The 17,516-nt window shown below is 52.1% G+C and carries 17 protein-coding genes and 1 tRNA gene; 17 read left to right on the top strand and 1 reads right to left on the bottom strand.

The features are described 5' to 3' along the window. Nucleotides 1-424: 424 nt before the first annotated feature. The 3 genes from gdhA to oxlT all read left to right on the top strand — a co-directional run bounded on the left by gdhA (nt 425) and on the right by oxlT (nt 3,923). The gene (gdhA, locus tag DBR37_RS13485) at nt 425-1,768 is read left to right on the top strand and encodes an NADP-specific glutamate dehydrogenase (protein ID WP_124575011.1); all 1,344 of its coding nucleotides are present in this window, start codon (nt 425-427) and stop codon (nt 1,766-1,768) included. 282 nt (nt 1,769-2,050) lie between these two features. Further along, complete coding sequence (locus tag DBR37_RS13480; RefSeq protein WP_124575010.1) at nt 2,051-2,368, top strand: hypothetical protein; 318 nt, start codon at nt 2,051-2,053, stop codon at nt 2,366-2,368. A 244-nt stretch (nt 2,369-2,612) separates the two neighbouring features. Further along, a complete protein-coding gene (oxlT, locus tag DBR37_RS13475; protein ID WP_124575009.1) occupies nt 2,613-3,923 on the top strand; it encodes an oxalate/formate MFS antiporter in 1,311 nt (436 codons plus the stop codon). A 191-nt stretch (nt 3,924-4,114) separates the two neighbouring features. Here oxlT and bamE read toward each other — a convergent pair whose 3' ends face one another. After that, nucleotides 4,115-4,624 (bottom strand): outer membrane protein assembly factor BamE, encoded by a 510-nt coding sequence (gene bamE / locus DBR37_RS13470; RefSeq protein ID WP_124575008.1) that lies wholly within the window; start codon nt 4,622-4,624, stop codon nt 4,115-4,117. Between the two features lie 151 nt (nt 4,625-4,775). Here bamE and rpsO point away from each other — a divergent pair, with 151 nt between their 5' ends. The 14 genes from rpsO to nuoI all read left to right on the top strand — a co-directional run bounded on the left by rpsO (nt 4,776) and on the right by nuoI (nt 17,501). Continuing rightward, entirely contained in the window at nt 4,776-5,045 is a 270-nt protein-coding gene (gene rpsO, locus DBR37_RS13465; RefSeq protein ID WP_012079314.1) for a 30S ribosomal protein S15, read from the top strand. Between the two features lie 201 nt (nt 5,046-5,246). Next, nucleotides 5,247-7,382, top strand: a complete 2,136-nt coding sequence (gene pnp / locus DBR37_RS13460) for a polyribonucleotide nucleotidyltransferase (RefSeq protein ID WP_124575007.1) — start codon at nt 5,247-5,249, stop codon at nt 7,380-7,382. A gap of 144 nt (nt 7,383-7,526) precedes the next feature. After that, nucleotides 7,527-8,285 carry a triose-phosphate isomerase gene (tpiA, locus tag DBR37_RS13455; RefSeq protein WP_124575006.1) on the top strand — a complete coding sequence of 253 codons (759 nt, stop codon included), beginning with the start codon at nt 7,527-7,529 and terminating at the stop codon, nt 8,283-8,285. Between the two features lie 44 nt (nt 8,286-8,329). Further along, nucleotides 8,330-8,716, top strand: coding sequence for a preprotein translocase subunit SecG (gene secG, locus DBR37_RS13450; RefSeq protein WP_124575005.1), 387 nt, complete (start codon nt 8,330-8,332; stop codon nt 8,714-8,716). Nucleotides 8,717-8,800: 84 nt separating this feature from the next. Then, a tRNA-Leu gene (locus DBR37_RS13445) sits at nt 8,801-8,885 on the top strand. Nucleotides 8,886-9,003: 118 nt separating this feature from the next. Continuing rightward, nucleotides 9,004-9,363 (top strand): NADH-quinone oxidoreductase subunit A, encoded by a 360-nt coding sequence (locus DBR37_RS13440; protein ID WP_041296455.1) that lies wholly within the window; start codon nt 9,004-9,006, stop codon nt 9,361-9,363. 3 nt (nt 9,364-9,366) lie between these two features. Next, nucleotides 9,367-9,843, top strand: a complete 477-nt coding sequence (locus tag DBR37_RS13435; protein ID WP_012079319.1) for an NADH-quinone oxidoreductase subunit B family protein — start codon at nt 9,367-9,369, stop codon at nt 9,841-9,843. 13 nt (nt 9,844-9,856) lie between these two features. Beyond that, nucleotides 9,857-10,453 carry an NADH-quinone oxidoreductase subunit C gene (locus DBR37_RS13430; protein ID WP_124575004.1) on the top strand — a complete coding sequence of 199 codons (597 nt, stop codon included), beginning with the start codon at nt 9,857-9,859 and terminating at the stop codon, nt 10,451-10,453. After that, complete coding sequence (locus DBR37_RS13425) at nt 10,453-11,706, top strand: NADH-quinone oxidoreductase subunit D (protein WP_124575003.1); 1,254 nt, start codon at nt 10,453-10,455, stop codon at nt 11,704-11,706. Before DBR37_RS13430 ends, DBR37_RS13425 begins: the two co-directional genes overlap by 1 nt. 27 nt (nt 11,707-11,733) lie before the next feature. Continuing rightward, nucleotides 11,734-12,213 (top strand): NADH-quinone oxidoreductase subunit NuoE, encoded by a 480-nt coding sequence (gene nuoE / locus DBR37_RS13420; protein ID WP_124575002.1) that lies wholly within the window; start codon nt 11,734-11,736, stop codon nt 12,211-12,213. Then, complete coding sequence (gene nuoF, locus DBR37_RS13415; RefSeq protein ID WP_124575001.1) at nt 12,210-13,505, top strand: NADH-quinone oxidoreductase subunit NuoF; 1,296 nt, start codon at nt 12,210-12,212, stop codon at nt 13,503-13,505. The genes nuoE and nuoF overlap by 4 nt, the downstream gene beginning before the upstream one ends. A gap of 62 nt (nt 13,506-13,567) precedes the next feature. After that, entirely contained in the window at nt 13,568-15,907 is a 2,340-nt protein-coding gene (nuoG, locus tag DBR37_RS13410) for an NADH-quinone oxidoreductase subunit NuoG (protein WP_124575000.1), read from the top strand. Further along, nucleotides 15,907-16,980: an NADH-quinone oxidoreductase subunit NuoH gene (gene nuoH, locus DBR37_RS13405; protein ID WP_124574999.1), complete on the top strand. Its 1,074-nt coding sequence runs from the start codon at nt 15,907-15,909 to the stop codon at nt 16,978-16,980. Before nuoG ends, nuoH begins: the two co-directional genes overlap by 1 nt. A gap of 32 nt (nt 16,981-17,012) precedes the next feature. Further along, entirely contained in the window at nt 17,013-17,501 is a 489-nt protein-coding gene (nuoI, locus tag DBR37_RS13400) for an NADH-quinone oxidoreductase subunit NuoI (RefSeq protein ID WP_012079326.1), read from the top strand. Nucleotides 17,502-17,516 lie beyond the last annotated feature (15 nt).

Here is a 17,516-nt window from a genome sequence, read left to right as displayed (position 1 = left end):
GATATCCCTGGCAAACTTGAAATGCGAACGGGCTGCAACATTGAGATGCGGCTAAATGGCGACTTTGCTTTGCAAACTAGGGGCAATGCTCATGCGAATACTCAACTGCTCTGGCTGTTTGTTTTAATCACAGATTTTGCACTGTTTACGTGCGTTTACTCATGGTGCTGTAGGCCCTTTATTTACCTTCTGGCAGTTCTGATTTCGATAAGCATTTGATGTGTTTCAACATATTTGTGACATGGCAGATAGCTTTTAGCTGCGTATCTTGTCAAATTGCACTAAAATAGTGCGCTCTGTGAAAGATGCAGATTCAGCCTATTCCTTCACGTAGTAAAGCGACGCTATACATCAATTGCGATCGCAGACTGTGATCCGGTACTAAGCCGGATACGTACTTCCCCCATTTATATTAGGAGCAATTTTGACTCACGCCACCGTGGACGGCTTTCTTGCCATGGTCGCCAAGCGCGACCCTCATCAACCAGAATTTTTGCAAGCTGTTAAAGAGGTCATGCTCAGCTTGTGGCCTTTTATCGAAAAAAATCCGAAGTATGCAAAGGATGGTTTGCTGGAGAGACTGGTAGAGGCAGAGCGCGTCATTCAATTCCGCGTGTCATGGGTGGATGATCGTGGTCAGGTGCAAGTCAATCGTGCTTTCCGTATTCAGCACAGCTCGGCGATTGGTCCGTTCAAGGGCGGTATGCGTTTCCACCCGTCGGTCAATCTGTCTATCCTGAAGTTCCTCGCGTTCGAGCAAAGCTTCAAGAATGCATTGACCACATTGCCTATGGGCGGCGGCAAGGGCGGTTCCGATTTTGATCCCAAGGGCAAGAGTGACGGCGAAGTCATGCGCTTCTGCCAGGCATTGATGTTTGAACTGTATCGTCACCTCGGTTCGGATACCGATATTCCTGCTGGCGATATAGGCGTCGGTGCGCGTGAGGTCGGTTACATGGCCGGCATGATGAAAAAGCTGTCGAATGATACTTCAGCCGTTTTCACTGGTAAAAGCCTGGCTTACGGTGGCAGCCTGATGCGCCCGGAAGCGACCGGTTACGGCACCGTTTACTTTGCTGAAGAGATGCTGCGTCACAGCGGCAAATCCTTCGACGGCATGACCGTTTCGGTTTCCGGCTCTGGTAACGTTGCGCAGTTTGCAGTTGAAAAAGCGATGGAGCTGAATGCGAAGGTCGTTGCGATGTCCGATTCCGGCGGCACGGTTTACGACAAGGATGGCTTCAACGAAGAAAAGCTGGAAGCGATGAAGGAATTGAAGAACGTCAAGCGCGGTCGCGTCGAAGAGTTCGCCAAGCAATTCAAATTGCAATACGAAGCAGGCAAGCGCCCATGGCATATCCCGGTTCAGATCGCATTGCCTTGCGCAACGCAAAATGAACTGGATGGCAGCGATGCAGCAACCCTGATCAAGAACGGTGTCGTATGTGTAGCGGAGGGTGCCAATATGCCTTCGACGCTGGAAGCCGTCGATGCCTTTATCAATGCACGCATACTGTATGCACCTGGCAAGGCGAGCAATGCAGGCGGTGTTGCTACCTCGGGTCTGGAAATGTCGCAGAATGCCTTGCGCTTGTCCTGGCACCATGCGGAAGTTGACGAGCGTTTGCATAGCATCATGAAAGAAATCCATGCCAACTGCGCACACCACGGCAAACGTGCTGATGGTTCCATCAACTATGTTGATGGCGCGAATATCGCTGGCTTCGTCAAGCTGGCAGACGCGATCCTGGCGCAAGGCGTTTATTAATTCGCATTCCTGGCTTTTCACCTTGCTTCAAGGCATCAATCTGAACGCTTCCTTAACGGAAGCGTTTTGATTTCTACGTGTTATCCCTCATCAACAAGCGTTGATCGTGCATTGGGAACTGTGCCATTATGACGAGATCGAATATCTGTCAGTCGGCGATTGAATATCTATCGGACACCAAACGCCGAAAATATATATAATTGCTTCATTGATGAAATAAATGAGCTGAAAGGATCTTGCTTGTAACTGGTTGCAAATGTCACCAGCGAGATCATCTCAAACATGAAATCCCGTTCATCCTTTGTCTATATCTGGTTTGCCTTCTTGCTGCTATTTTCGCAGCACGTTGCGTTTGCCGGTGCGCTGACATATGTACAACAAACGGCTTTCGACCATCAATGTACGCTCGAAGAGGGTGACTCCGCTGATGGCAATCTCTCCAAGCACCTTGCATTAGACGAATTCGATGACGGCGCATCGTCGCTGTCGATCAAACCATTTGTGCCACAGATGATCGTGGCCAGACTCGAAGCCACTTTCGAGCAATTCATCTCGGTAGCTTCGCTACCATATCGCTCCCGCGCACCTCCTCTGGTATAGCAGGCATTTGACGTAATGGCGTGTGCCGGCTTTGCCGATACGCACACATCTGGCCGTGTTGGTCAACGTCATCAACTACACGAATAAGTCACAGATCGTCGATGGTCTTGACCCACATCGGAAACCTTACGTTTCCTTATTCGGATGCCTGCCGTCAAACAATTCATTCGAAACAAGCTGTCGGCCTGTCATGGCCTGACCAACGCTGTTTCAACGTTTATGACTTCTTGAGAGGTGGTTAGAAATGAGCAACAATCAAACAAGCGCGGCAGTAGCACAAGCTGGCACAGGTTACAAAAATCGCTGGATGCAACTCGTCATCGGTATCGTATGTATGGGTTTTGTGGCGAACTTGCAGTACGGCTGGACCCTGTTCGTGACGCCGATGGACAATGCCCATCACTGGGGCAAGGCTGCGATTCAACTCGCATTCTCGATCTTTATCGTGACTGAAACATGGCTGGTTCCTATCGAAGGTTACCTGGTTGATAAATTCGGTCCTCGTCCTGTTGTTGCCGGCGGCGCTATTTGTGCAGGCCTGGGCTGGATCATCTACAGCTTCGCTTCGTCGCTGCCTATGCTGTACGCAGGTGCGGTGGTGTCGGGTATCGGCGCTGGTTGCGTCTACGGTACCTGCGTTGGTAACGCGTTGAAATGGTTCCCGGACCGTCGTGGTCTGGCTGCTGGTTTGACCGCTGCCGGTTTCGGCGCTGGTGCTGCGATCACAGTGATTCCTATCGCTAACATGATCCAATCGGCTGGCTACGAAAAAACCTTCTTCACCTTCGGTATCATCCAGGGCGTAAGTATCTTCATCTTGTCGATGTTGCTGGTTAAGCCTGTTGCTCCTAAAGCTGCATTGGCTAAAGCCGGTTCCGCTACCAAGGTTGATTACACCACCAAGCAAATGCTGAAATCGCCAGTATTCTGGGTTCTGTACCTGATGTTCGTACTGGTTGCTTCCGGTGGCCTGATGGCAACTGCACAATTGGGTCCTATCGCTAACGACTACGGCCTTGCTTCGCTGCCCGTTACCCTGTTCGGCGTTACCTTGCCTTTGTTGACCATGACCTTGTCGATCGATAACGTTGCCAACGGTATCACCCGTCCACTGTGCGGTTTCATCTCCGACAAAATCGGTCGTGAAAACACCATGTTCATCGTCTTCATCGGCGAAGGTCTGGCGCTGTTGGGCTTGATGACCTGGGGCCACAATATGTACGCGTTCATGTTCTTCGCAGCCTTGATCTTCCTGTTCTGGGGTGAAATCTTCTCGATCTTCCCAGCAATCTGCGCTGACATCTTCGGTAGCAAATTCGCCGCTGGTAACTCGGGTACCCTGTACACCGCTAAAGGTACGGCTGCTTTGCTGGTGCCACTGGCATCGGTACTGGCTGCCGGTGGTGGCTGGAGCCGCGTATTTGTGGTGGCAGCGATCATCACTATCTTCGCTGGCTTGTCGGCAAAACTGATCCTGAGCCCTATGCGTAAAAACATGCAGGCGAAAGAAGCTGCTTTGCAAGCTTCGTCGGAAGACAAGCGCGTTACAGCTTAATCGGCTGGGCCGTCTGGAATTGAATGTTCAGGGCCTGCGCGCCGCCATGATCGTGGCGCCGGGCTGCTGAAGCAGCGCTCCTTGCGAGGAGGGCGATAAAAAAGGCTGATGCCATAAGCATCAGCCTTTTTTCGTTTACGGACGTTTATTGCGCGCTGGTTTCGGTGTTGGTTTCAGTGTTTACGGCTGTTTTACATGCGACCGAAGCCAAACATGCCATCCCTCTCAAAACGCATATCCTGCGCGTTTTGCATCATCTTGACGACGCCGTTATTGTCGAAATGCACATGCATGACCGAATTCCAGACGCCAGCTTCCTTGTATGGATAACTCCAGACTTCCAGTTGCAGCCGGGACAGGTAGGAAGTCTCGGAAGGGTGGCCGATGGTGCGCAGCACATCATCCTTGGTCGCGATGCCGGGCTTGATGGTGGCGAATTTCTCGACTGTTAACACTTGTTCATAGGAAATCAGCCTGCCGCTGCGGTCGAAGCGCGCCATATTGGTGGCCTGGCCCCAGGGGTTACGCGTATACTCCAGTAAATACCCGTTTTTATCCTCGATCCGGGAAGTCGGTTGTCCCAGCTTGGAGACGACGGAAGACTCGGGTTCGCCTATGCTGATAGGCGGCGGCATGAAGCTGGCGCAAGCGCCCAGCATCAGGAGTAATCCTCCCAGGATTGCTTTTTGACCATATTTCATGCTGTTTTCCTCAAATAAATGCGCTAAGTGTTTGAATCGGCTGGGTCTTTCCGCTATACTGCGGGGCTGGTTAATTCGACCAGTTTTTTTAATCGTTGTTCACGGTGTATGGGGTTCAGACTCTATGCATCGCATGTGAAAGGTAGTTTTTATGTCTCTCGAAAAAGCAAGCAAGGCAGCTATTGTTGCCGATAACGCCCGCGGTCAAAACGACACCGGATCGCCGGAAGTTCAAGTCGCATTGTTGACAGCTCGTATCAACGAACTCAACAGCCACTTCAAAGCACACACTAAAGATCATCATTCCCGTCGTGGTTTGATCATGATGGTTAATCGCCGTAAGAGCCTGTTGTCCTACCTCAAAGGTAAAGACGCTACTCGTTACCGCGATCTGATTGTAAAGCTCGGTCTGCGCAAGTAATTTCGTTGCGCTATTTTATCCGGCTTTCATAGATAAAAATGCCTGCGTCAGTTCTCTGATGCGGGCATTTTGTCTTTTGGTGGTTTGTACTTGTTTGTAATGTAGTTAGTAATAAAAACAATCGCTCATATCGTCCGGTTGTTTGTGGTGAGGTGAACGACAGCGCCTGAAAATCTGTCGGTAAAATTAGAAAGGAACACCGTGTTTAATAAAGTCACTAAAACTTTCCAGTATGGTCAACATACGGTCACGCTTGAAACCGGCGAAATCGCTCGTCAAGCTTCCGGTGCCGTACTCGTCTCGATCGAAGATACGGTCGTACTCGCAACGGTTGTCGCTCGCAAAGATGCAAAACCAGGTCAGGATTTCTTCCCATTGACCGTTGATTATGTAGAAAAAACCTACGCTGCCGGTCGTATTCCAGGTGGCTTTTTCAAACGTGAAGGCCGCCCTTCCGAAAAAGAAACACTGACATCGCGTCTGATCGATCGTCCGATTCGTCCGCTGTTCCCGGAAGGTTATTTGAACGAAGTTCAAATCATCATTCACGTCATGTCGGTCAATCCTGAGATTGATCCGGACATCGCTTCGATGATCGGCGCATCGGCTGCGTTGTGCGTGGCTGGTATCCCGTTTGCCGGTCCTCTGGGTGCTGCTCGCGTTGGTTACATCGATGGTCAATACATCCTGAATCCGACCGCAACACAACTGAAAACATCGCAGATGGATCTGGTTGTTGCTGGTACTGAAACAGCCGTATTGATGGTTGAATCCGAAGCGCAGCAATTGTCGGAAGAAGTCATGTTGGGCGCGGTTGTTTATGGCCACGATCAAATGAAAGCAGTGATCGATGCGATTCACGATTTGGTGCGTGATGGCGGCAAGCCAGAAGTGCAATGGACACCTCCGGCAAAGAACGAAGCGCTGATCGCGCGCGTCGCACATTTCGCTGAAGCGAAATTGCGCGCTGCTTACCAAACCAAAGACAAGCAGGCACGTACCGCCAAGCTGAAAGATGCATTTGCTGAAGTGAACAACGAGTTGGCGGCAGAAGCTGCTTCCATCGGCGCAGCAGCACCTGACGCAGCTGAAGTCGGCAACATCCTGTTTGATCTGGAAGCAAAAATCGTTCGTTCGCAGATCCTCGAAGGCGAGCCACGTATCGATGGTCGTGATACCCGTACAGTGCGTCCTATCAGCATCCGTACCGGCGTATTGCCACGTACCCACGGTTCTGCATTGTTCACCCGCGGCGAAACACAGGCATTGGTTATCGCAACCCTGGGTACCGCACGTGACGAGCAAAAGATCGATGCATTGATGGGTGAGTACTCGGATCGCTTCATGCTGCACTACAACATGCCTCCGTTCGCAACCGGCGAAACCGGTCGCGTTGGTACGCCTAAACGTCGTGAAATCGGTCACGGCCGTCTGGCCAAGCGTGCACTGGTTGCTGCGTTGCCAGCACCGGAAGATTTCAGCTACTCGGTACGTCTGGTGTCCGAAATCACCGAATCCAACGGCTCCTCGTCGATGGCATCGGTATGCGGCGGCTGCCTGGCATTGATCGATGCTGGCGTGCCTATGCAGGCACACGTAGCTGGTATCGCAATGGGCCTGATCAAAGACGGCGGCAAATTCGCAGTCTTGAGCGACATTCTCGGCGACGAAGATCACCTCGGCGATATGGACTTTAAAGTGGCTGGTACCGCTAACGGCATCACCGCTTTACAAATGGATATCAAAATCCAGGGCATCACCAAGGAAATCATGCAAGTCGCTTTGGCGCAAGCTAAAGAAGGCCGCGTGCACATCCTCGGCGAAATGGAAAAAGCAGTGCCTAGCGGCACTACTGGCGAATTGTCCGATTTCGCGCCACGCCTGATCACGATCAAGATCAATCCAGAAAAAATCCGTGACGTCATTGGCAAGGGCGGTGCAGTTATTCGTGCATTGACCGAAGAAACCGGTACCCAGATCGATATCAGCGATGAAGGCGTGGTCACCATTGCATCGGTAGATGCAGCTGCTGGTCAGGAAGCCAAACGTCGTATCGAAGAGCTGACCGCTTCGGTTGAGGTCGGCAAGATCTACGAAGGTACTGTGCTGAAATTGCTGGATTTCGGTGCCATCGTGCAAGTAATGCCAGGTAAAGATGGCTTGTTGCATATCAGCCAGATCGCTAATGAGCGCGTCAATGCAGTTGCTGATTACTTGCAAGAAGGTCAGCAAGTACGCGTTAAAGTTCTGGAAACAGATGACCGCGGTCGCCTGAAGTTGTCGATGAAGGCAGCGGTTGCGGAAGAGAATCCGGAGCCAGCGGCAGCGCAAGAGTAATCGACTCCTGACATGCCAGATGTTTAAAAACCGCCCACTGTGCAAGCAGTGGGCGGTTTTTTCATTCTGTGAGAGTGGTATGCCGTTTGACCATGCTCGCTGCAAGGGGATAGAATAGCGGGTTATTGAAATTATGGGTCTTATATGCGCCGCAAACTCGTCGCTGGCAATTGGAAAATGAATGGCAGCCTTGCTGCCAATACGCTATTGCTGACAGAGATTAAAAGCGGATTAAAAGGCAATGTAAGCAGCGCAACGTGTGATGTTGCTGTCTGTGTCCCAGCTCCTTATTTTGCGCAGTGCCAGGGCTTGTTAAATGGCGCTGCGATCGCCCTCGGTGCGCAGGATGTCTCCAGTCACGAAGCAGGTGCCTATACCGGTGAAGTATCGACCGGCATGCTGCAGGAATTCGATTGTCGCTATGTGATCGTCGGTCACTCTGAGCGTCGTGCCTATTTCGCCGAATCGAATGAATTGATTGCGCAAAAGACAGTGCGTGCACTGAATGCAGGTTTGACTCCTATCGTTTGTGTCGGTGAAACACTGGCGCAACGCGAAGCAGGAGAGACTGATAGCGTGGTTGCAGAACAACTGAATGTCGTGTTGGCAGCGATTGCTGTAAGCGATTTGGCAAAGATTGTTGTAGCATACGAGCCGGTTTGGGCAATAGGCACCGGTAAGACAGCGACGCCGGCAATGGCGCAGGAAGTGCATGCGATGTTGCGCAAGCAGCTGCAGGTCAAAAATGCCGAAGCCGCAGCGCAAGTCAGAATCCTGTACGGCGGCAGCATGAAGCCGGACAATGCGCAAGAGTTGCTTGCCATGTCAGATATTGATGGCGGTTTGATAGGCGGGGCAGCATTGAAGTCGGCAGACTTCCTCGCAATCATTCAAGCGGCTTGAGTTGCAATAGCTTTATTACGAATTACATAAATACTGGAACTTAAATGAATAGCTTTCACACCATCATCGTCGTTGTTCAGGTCTTGTCCGCATTGACGATTATCGGCCTCGTATTATTGCAGCATGGTAAAGGCGCCGACATGGGCGCATCCTTCGGTTCTGGTGCTTCGGGCAGCTTGTTTGGTGCGACCGGTTCGTCCAACTTCCTTTCCAAATTTACTGGTGTTGCTGCGGTCATCTTTTTCTCCGCAACATTGGGTCTGGCATTCATCGGTAACAAGCCATCCACACCAAGTGCCGGCGTGATGGAAAATCTGCCTGCTTCGGCTGTTCCTGGCGCTGCTGCACCTGCACAAAATGCACCTGCTGCTGCTCCTGAAACACCAGTTGTGCCGAGTGGAACTGGTCAATCAAATCAGATTCCAAAATAAGCGTGTTTTATTCGCTGTTTGTTCTTGTTTTAATGCAATTGCGCATTGAGCAAATGTGTCAAGGCGGGTTAGAATAGAAGTCTTGCCGACGTGGTGAAATTGGTAGACACGCTATCTTGAGGGGGTAGTGGCGAAAGCTGTGCGAGTTCGAGTCTCGCCGTCGGCACCAACAAAAATTCTAAGCCAGCAAGGGGGCATACCTAAGCTGGCTTTTTATCGACAAATTGTCGTTTGATTTAACGGATTATTTTGCAAGCCAATTAATCGTTCAACATACTGCGCTAATCGTGAACCTCGAAAACTATTTCCCCGTTTTGCTTTTTATTCTGGTCGGTATCGGCGTTGGTGTCGTGCCACAAGTGTTGGGTCGTGTTCTGGCTCCGCACAAACCGGATGCACAAAAACTTTCCCCTTACGAATGCGGTTTTGAAGCGTTTGAAGATGCACGTATGAAGTTCGACGTGCGCTACTACCTCGTCGCGATTCTGTTCATTCTGTTCGATCTCGAAGTTGCGTTCCTGGTGCCTTGGGCAGTAGCAATGCGCGAAGTAGGGATGCTGGGATTTTGGTCAATGATGATTTTCCTTGGAGTGCTGACCATCGGTCTGGTGTTCGAATGGAAAAAAGGCGCGCTGGATTGGGAGTAAGTCATGGCAATTGAAGGCGTATTGAACGAGGGTTTCGTAACCACCACAGCTGACAAGCTGATCAACTGGACGCGCACAGGCTCGATGTGGCCAATGACGTTTGGTCTGGCATGCTGCGCAGTTGAAATGATGCACGCAGGTGCTTCGCGTTACGATCTGGATCGTTTCGGTGTTGTGTTCCGTCCATCGCCACGTCAGTCCGACGTGATGATCGTGGCAGGCACACTGTGCAATAAGATGGCACCTGCATTGCGCAAGGTGTATGACCAGATGGCTGAGCCACGTTGGGTTATCTCGATGGGTTCCTGTGCCAATGGTGGCGGTTACTACCATTATTCGTATTCTGTTGTGCGCGGCTGCGATCGTATCGTTCCAGTCGATGTCTATGTTCCTGGTTGTCCTCCAACCGCTGAAGCGTTGTTGTACGGGATCATGCAGTTGCAAAACAAGATCCGTCGTACCAACACGATTGCTCGCTAAGGCTGGTTTTTAAATGACGATCAAACTTGAACTCCTTGAGGCCGCTCTGCGCAATGCGCTCGGCGACCAACTTCAAAGCCTGACGCAGGCATTGGGCGAAGTCACCATTGTTGTTAAGTCGCATGACTATGCGTCTGCAATGCGTGTGCTGCGTGACCACGCTGACCTGCGCTTTGAAGAAATGATTGATTTGTGCGGTGTCGATTATTCGACATATGGCGACGGTCTGTGGGAAGGTCCACGCTTCGCTGTGGTTTCGCACCTGCTGTCGATCAAGCATAACTGGCGTGTCCGTGTGCGTGTATTCGCCGCTGACGATGAAATGCCGGTAGTCGCATCGATGATCGACGTCTGGCCTACCGCCAACTGGTATGAACGTGAAGCTTTTGACTTCTACGGCATCCTGTTCGAAGGTCACAACGATTTGCGTCGCATCCTGACCGACTACGGTTTCATCGGTCACCCATTCCGCAAAGATTTCCCAGTCTCTGGCTATGTTGAAATGCGTTACGATCCGGAACAAAAACGCGTCATTTATCAACCTGTAACGATAGACCCGCGCGAAAATGTGCCGCGCGTGATTCGTGAAGAACAATACGGGGCGAAATAATGGCCGAAATTAAGAACTACACCCTCAACTTTGGTCCTCAGCATCCTGCCGCGCACGGTGTTTTGCGTCTGGTTCTGGAGCTCGACGGCGAAGTTATCCAGCGTGCTGATCCGCATATCGGCCTGTTGCATCGTGCGACAGAAAAGCTGGCTGAGCAAAAAACCTATCTGCAATCCGTGCCTTACATGGATCGCCTCGATTACGTCTCGATGATGTGTAACGAGCACGCGTATGTGATGGCCATCGAAAAGATGCTGAACATCGAAGTGCCGCTGCGTGCGCAGTACATCCGCGTGATGTTCGATGAAATCACCCGTATCCTGAATCACCTGATGTGGCTCGGCGCGCATGCGCTGGACGTTGGTGCTATGGGCGTGTTCCTGTACGCATTCCGTGAACGTGAAGACCTGATGGACTGCTACGAAGCAGTGTCGGGCGCACGTATGCATGCTGCTTACTATCGTCCAGGCGGCGTATATCGCGATCTGCCGGATACCATGCCGCAACACAAGGCATCGATCATCCGCAATGCAAAAGCGATCAGCCAGCTGAACGAAAACCGTCAAGGTTCCTTGCTCGACTTCATCGAAGACTTCACCAATCGTTTCCCGACCTATGTCGATGAATACGAAACACTGTTGACCGATAACCGTATCTGGAAGCAGCGTCTGGTCGGTATCGGTGTGGTGTCGCCAGAGCGCGCGATGGCCATGGGCTTTACCGGTGCGATGTTGCGCGGTTCGGGCGTTGAGTGGGATCTGCGTAAGAAACAACCATACGAAGTGTATGACCTGATGGACTTTGACGTTCCGGTCGGCACCAACGGTGATTGCTACGATCGTTACCTGGTACGTGTTGAAGAAATGCGTCAGTCGAATCGCATCATCAAACAATGCGTCGAGTGGCTGCGTAACAATGCCGGTCCAGTCATGACGGACAACCACAAGGTTGCGCCGCCATCACGCGTGGGCATGAAGTCGAACATGGAAGATTTGATTCACCACTTCAAACTGTTCACTGAAGGCTTCCACGTGCCGACAGGTGAGGCATATGCAGCGGTGGAACATCCGAAGGGTGAGTTTGGCGTGTATCTGGTTTCGGATGGCGCGAACAAGCCATATCGCATGAAGATCCGCGCACCGGGCTTCCCGCATTTGCAAGGCCTGGATGAAATGGCCAAGGGCCACATGATTGCCGATGCAGTAACCATCATCGGCACACAAGATATTGTGTTTGGTGAGATTGACCGCTAATCGCGGCTCAATATTTGAGGCATAGACATGCTGTTATCAGAGCAAACGTATAAAAGAATCGACCGCGAGGTCGCCAAGTTCCCTCCGGATCAGAAGCAGTCCGCCGTGATGGCCGCGCTGCAGATTGCCCAGGACGAAACCCGTTGGCTGCCGCCTGAAGTCATGCAAGATGTTGCTGACTATCTGGGCATGCCTGCGATCGCGGTGCAAGAAGTTGCGACCTTCTACAACATGTACAACACCAAGCCGGTCGGCAAGTACAAGATCTCGGTGTGTACCAATCTGCCATGCCAATTATCTGGCGGCGAGAAGGCTGCGCATTACCTGAAACATAAACTCGGTATCGATTATCGCGAAACCACGGATGACGATCTGTTCACCCTGGTTGAAGGCGAATGCATGGGCGCTTGCGGTGATGCGCCTGTCATGCTGGTCAATAACAAGCGTATGTGCAGCTTTATGTCGGATGACAAAATCGACGCCCTGGTAGAGGAATTGAAGAAATGACCAGTCTGCATAATCGTCATATCAAGCCATTGATTTTCGCTGGCCTCACCGGTGATAACTGGGGCCTGGAAGAGTATGTCAAGCGCGGTGGTTACGCTTCGTTGAAGCGCATCCTGAGCGAAGGCATGACCCCTGACCAGGTCATCGCTGAAGTCAAGGCATCGACCCTGCGCGGTCGCGGTGGTGCGGGCTTCCCTAGCGGTCTGAAGTGGAGCTTCATGCCGAAGAATTTTGCTGGCCAAAAATATCTGGTCTGTAATTCAGATGAGGGCGAACCAGGTACTTTCAAGGATCGTGACATCCTCCGTTACAATCCGCACTCCGTGATCGAAGGCATGACCATTGCTGCTTATGCGATGGGCGTCAGCGTCGGCTACAACTACATCCACGGCGAAATTTTCGCTGAATACGATCGCTTTGAAGAAGCGCTGGAGCAAGCGCGCGCAGCTGGCTTCCTCGGCGATAACATTCTGGGTTCGGCACACAGCTTCCAACTCCATGCATTCCATGGTTTTGGTGCGTACATCTGCGGTGAGGAAACTGCGTTGCTGGAATCGCTGGAAGGCAAAAAAGGCCAGCCGCGCTTCAAACCGCCTTTCCCTGCCAGCTACGGTTTGTACGGCAAGCCAACCACAATCAACAACACGGAAACATTTGCTGCAGTACCGTTCATCTTCCAGGTGGGCGCTGAAGCATATGCGGCACTGGGCAAGCCTAACAACGGCGGCACCAAGATTTTCTCGGTATCCGGCGACGTCGAGCGTCCAGGCAACTACGAAATCCCATTGGGTACACCATTTGCTGAATTGCTGAAGCTCGCTGGTGGCGTGCGCGGCGGTAAAAAGCTCAAGGCTGTGATCCCTGGTGGTTCGTCGGTGCCGGTAGTGAAGGGCGACCTGATGATGGCTACCGACATGGATTATGATTCGGTCGCGAAAGCAGGTTCGATGCTGGGCTCAGGCGCGGTCATCGTGATGGATGAAACACGTTGCATGGTCAAAGCACTGTTGCGACTGTCTTACTTCTATTTTGAAGAATCCTGCGGTCAGTGCACACCTTGCCGCGAAGGTACTGGTTGGTTGTATCGCATGGTGCATCGTATCGAGAACGGTCAAGGCCGTCCGGAAGATATCGATATGCTGAATTCGGTCGCCGACAATATTCAGGGTCGTACCATCTGCGCACTTGGTGATGCAGCTGCGATGCCTGTACGCGCAATGATTCAGCAGTTCCGTGAAGAATTTGTATATCACATTGAGCATAAACATTGCTTGGTGCCCGCTTACATTTAGCCGATCACTTCGTTTAGCAATACGAACCTAGTGAGAACACTGAAGTCAACAAAAGCAAAGCCATGGTTGAAATCGAAATAGACGGTAAAAAAGTCGAAGTGAAAGAAGGCAGCATGGTGATGGACGCTGCCAATAAGCTTGGCACTTACATCCCACACTTTTGTTACCACAAAAAATTATCCATCGCGGCGAACTGCCGTATGTGCCTGGTAGAGGTTGAAAAAGCACCTAAACCATTGCCAGCCTGTGCGACACCTGTCGCGCAAGGCATGATTGTCCGCTCCAACAGTGAGAAGGCCGTCAAAGCGCAAAAAGGCGTGATGGAATTCCTCCTGATTAATCACCCGCTCGATTGCCCTATCTGCGATCAGGGTGGCGAATGCCAATTGCAGGATCTGGCAGTCGGCTACGGCGACTCTTCTTCGCGTTACGAAGAAGAAAAACGCGTAGTAGCGCCGAAAGATGTCGGCCCGCTGATCTCGATGAAAGAGATGAGCCGTTGCATCCACTGCACACGCTGCGTCCGTTTCGGCCAGGAAGTTGCAGGCGTGATGGAATTCGGTATGCTCAATCGCGGTGAGCACGCAGAAATCACTTCCTTCGTTGGCAAAACTGTTGATTCCGAATTGTCGGGCAACATGATCGATCTGTGCCCGGTTGGCGCGTTGACATCGAAGCCATTCCGCTACAGCGCCCGTACCTGGGAATTGTCGCGTCGCAAATCGGTGAGCCCACACGATAGCCTCGGTGCAAACCTGATCGTGCAAGTCAAAGCTGGCAAAGTCATGCGCGTACTGCCGTTGGAAAACGACGACGTCAATGAATGCTGGATTTCGGACAAGGATCGCTTCGCCTATGAAGGCTTGAACAGCGAAGACCGTCTGACCAGCCCTATGATCAAGCAAGACGGCAAATGGCAGGAAACTGACTGGCAAACCGCCCTGGAATACGTTGCGCACGGTTTGCGTAACATCAAGCACGAACACGGTGCTGATTCCATCGCTGCGTTGGCTACACCGTACTCGACACTGGAAGAACTGTCGCTGTTGCAGAAACTGGTACGTGGCATCGGTTCGGAAAACATCGACTTCCGCCTGCGTCAATCCGACTTCTCGCTGGACGCTGGTGTTACTCCTTGGCTCGGCATGTCGATCGCAGAGTTCGGCGCATTGAAACGTGCATTCGTCATCGGTTCCTTCCTGCGTAAAGATCACCCATTGCTGGCAGCACGTCTGCGCCAGGCAGTGAAGCAGGGCGCCAGCGTCAGCATCTTGCACGCCAGCGACGACGATCTGTTGATGCCGGTTGCAAACAAAATGATCAAGGCGCCATCGGACTGGTTGTCGGCTCTGAGCGAAGTGGTTGCTGCCGTGGCACAAGCCAAAGGCATCTCGGCACCAGCCGGTTTCGACGCTATCCAGCCTTCGGCTGAAGCGAAACAAATCGCGGCCAGCCTGTTGTCCGGTGAGCCTAAGGCAGTGTTGTTGGGTAATGCAGTATTGCAGCACCCACAAGCAGCGAAATTGCACGCAGCAGCACAATGGATTGCACAAAACACGGAAGCCAAGTTCGGCTTCCTGACCGAAGCAGCCAACAGCGTTGGTGGCTATCTGGTCAATGCAGTTCCAGGCGCCAACGGTGCAAACGCAGCGCAAGCATTTGCGCAGCCACGTAAAGCATACGTTTTGCTGAACGCAGAACCAGAACTCGACAGTTTCAACCCGCAAGTAGCACGCGCTGCGTTGAACCAGGCCGAGATGGTTGTTGTGATGTCCGCATACAAGCACGGCAATGATTTTGCTGACGTCTTGTTGCCTATCGCACCGTTCTCCGAAACCTCCGGCACTTTCGTCAACTGCGAAGGCCGTGCACAAAGCTTCAACGGTACCGTCAAGCCTCTGGGCGATACACGTCCGGCATGGAAAGTATTGCGCGTGCTCGGCAATCTGCTCGAACTGAGCGGTTTCGACTACGAAACATCGGAAGCTATCCGTAACGAAATCATCGGTGCGAACGCTCCTGCAGATGCCAACCTGGTGCCACGTCTGAACAACCTCGGCAAAGCAGCGCCGCAGGCAGAAGTAGCAGCGACTGGCTTGCAACTGGAACGCGTTGCTGATGTATCGATTTACGCAACTGACGCGATCGTACGTCGCTCGCAACCTCTGCAACAAACCAACGACGGTGCTGCGCCTAAGGCATGGCTGTCGGCTGATCTGGCTGCCAAGCTCGGTGTAGCTGCCGGCGATCAGGTCAAGGTTACGCAAGGTGCGGGTAGTGCAGTCCTGGCTGCCGCCATCGATGCGAAGTTGCCGGTTAATGTGGTGCGCGTAGCGGCAGGACATCAGTCCACCGCCGGTCTGGGCGCGATGTTTGGTTCTATCAGCGTGGAGAAAGCGTAATGGATCAATTGTTTGCATCCATCCACGCGACGGGTCAATCTTTCCTTGGATACTATTGGCCGTTAGTTTGGAATCTGGTCAAAATTATTGCAGTGGTCGCCCCATTGATGGGTGCTGTAGCTTATTTGACTTTGTGGGAACGTAAGGTCATCGGCTGGATGCACGTGCGTCATGGCCCCAACCGTACCGGTCCTGCAGGTTTGCTGCAACCGATCGCCGACGGCGTCAAACTCTTGCTGAAAGAGATCGTTGTTCCGGCCAAGTCGAGCAAGGCCTTGTTCGTCATCGCTCCTATCATGACCATCATGCCGGCCTTGGCTGCATGGGCTGTGATTCCATTCGGACCAGAAACAGTATTGGCTGACGTCAATGCAGGTTTGCTGTTCGTGATGGCGATTACTTCGCTGGAAGTATATGGCGTGATCGTCGCCGGCTGGGCATCGAACTCCAAATACGCTTTCCTCGGTGCGATGCGTGCATCGGCACAAATGATTTCGTATGAGATCGCGATGGGCTTCGTGTTGGTGATCATCCTGATGGTTACCGGCAGCATGAACCTGACCACTATCGTGAACTCGCAAAACACTGGTCGCTTTGCAGAAATGGGCCTGACATTCCTGTCGTGGAACTGGTTGCCATTGCTGCCTATGTTCTTCATCTACATCATCTCGGGTACGGCTGAATTGAACCGCCATCCGTTTGACGTGGTTGAGGGCGAATCAGAAATCGTTGCCGGTCACATGGTTGAATACTCGGGTATGTCGTTCGCGATGTTCTTCCTGGCTGAATACGCCAACATGTGGTTGATCTCGATCATGGCTACCCTGATGTTCCTGGGCGGCTGGACATCACCGATCGATATGGCGCCGTTCACCTGGGTACCAGGCTGGATCTGGCTGGGTCTGAAGACCTTGATGGTCGTAACCATGTTTATCTGGTTCCGTGCATCGTTCCCACGCTATCGCTACGATCAAATCATGCGTTTGGGTTGGAAAGTGTTTATCCCACTGACACTCGTTTATCTGTTGATCGTCGCGATCTGGATGAAGACTCCGTGGAATATCTGGAATTAATGCAGCAGGGCTGAGCAAAGAGGGAAGCCAAGATGGAAGCAATTAAGGATTTTTTCGGTAGCTTGATGCTGCGTGAGCTCTTCAAAGGGCTGGCGCTGACAGGTCGCTACATGTTTGCACGCAAAATTACCGTGCAGTTCCCGGAAGAGAAGACTCCGCAGTCGCCACGTTTCCGTGGTTTGCATGCGCTGCGTCGTTATCCGAACGGGGAAGAGCGTTGCATCGCATGTAAGTTGTGCGAAGCAGTGTGCCCGGCGATGGCAATCACGATCGAATCGGATCAGCGTGAGGACGGCACCCGCCGTACCACCCGTTACGACATCGATCTGACCAAATGTATTTTCTGCGGTTTCTGTGAAGAGTCGTGCCCGGTCGATTCGATCGTGGAAACACATATTCTGGAATACCACGGCGAAAAACGCGGCGACTTGTACTACACCAAGGAAATGTTGCTGGCAGTAGGTGATCGCTACGAACCAGAAATCGCAGCAGCACGCACCGCCGACGCGGCCTATCGTTGATTTAATAGTATGGGT

Source organism: Herminiimonas sp. KBW02 (assembly GCF_003852535.1).
Lineage (GTDB): Bacteria > Pseudomonadota > Gammaproteobacteria > Burkholderiales > Burkholderiaceae_D > Oxalicibacterium.
Note: the sequence above shows the minus strand (reverse complement) of the source record. Positions and strands in the feature narration are given on the sequence as shown.

Coding starts and splice junctions, on each gene's coding strand:
- oxlT (WP_124575009.1), top strand. CDS start 2,613: ATGAGCAACAATCAAACAAGCGCGGCAGTAGCACAAGCTGGCACAGGT.
- nuoG (WP_124575000.1), top strand. CDS start 13,568: ATGGTTGAAATCGAAATAGACGGTAAAAAAGTCGAAGTGAAAGAAGGC.
- DBR37_RS13425 (WP_124575003.1), top strand. CDS start 10,453: ATGGCCGAAATTAAGAACTACACCCTCAACTTTGGTCCTCAGCATCCT.
- DBR37_RS13430 (WP_124575004.1), top strand. CDS start 9,857: ATGACGATCAAACTTGAACTCCTTGAGGCCGCTCTGCGCAATGCGCTC.
- nuoH (WP_124574999.1), top strand. CDS start 15,907: ATGGATCAATTGTTTGCATCCATCCACGCGACGGGTCAATCTTTCCTT.
- bamE (WP_124575008.1), bottom strand. CDS start 4,624: ATGAAATATGGTCAAAAAGCAATCCTGGGAGGATTACTCCTGATGCTG.
- DBR37_RS13480 (WP_124575010.1), top strand. CDS start 2,051: ATGAAATCCCGTTCATCCTTTGTCTATATCTGGTTTGCCTTCTTGCTG.
- DBR37_RS13435 (WP_012079319.1), top strand. CDS start 9,367: ATGGCAATTGAAGGCGTATTGAACGAGGGTTTCGTAACCACCACAGCT.
- secG (WP_124575005.1), top strand. CDS start 8,330: ATGAATAGCTTTCACACCATCATCGTCGTTGTTCAGGTCTTGTCCGCA.
- nuoE (WP_124575002.1), top strand. CDS start 11,734: ATGCTGTTATCAGAGCAAACGTATAAAAGAATCGACCGCGAGGTCGCC.
- rpsO (WP_012079314.1), top strand. CDS start 4,776: ATGTCTCTCGAAAAAGCAAGCAAGGCAGCTATTGTTGCCGATAACGCC.
- nuoI (WP_012079326.1), top strand. CDS start 17,013: ATGGAAGCAATTAAGGATTTTTTCGGTAGCTTGATGCTGCGTGAGCTC.
- nuoF (WP_124575001.1), top strand. CDS start 12,210: ATGACCAGTCTGCATAATCGTCATATCAAGCCATTGATTTTCGCTGGC.
- tpiA (WP_124575006.1), top strand. CDS start 7,527: ATGCGCCGCAAACTCGTCGCTGGCAATTGGAAAATGAATGGCAGCCTT.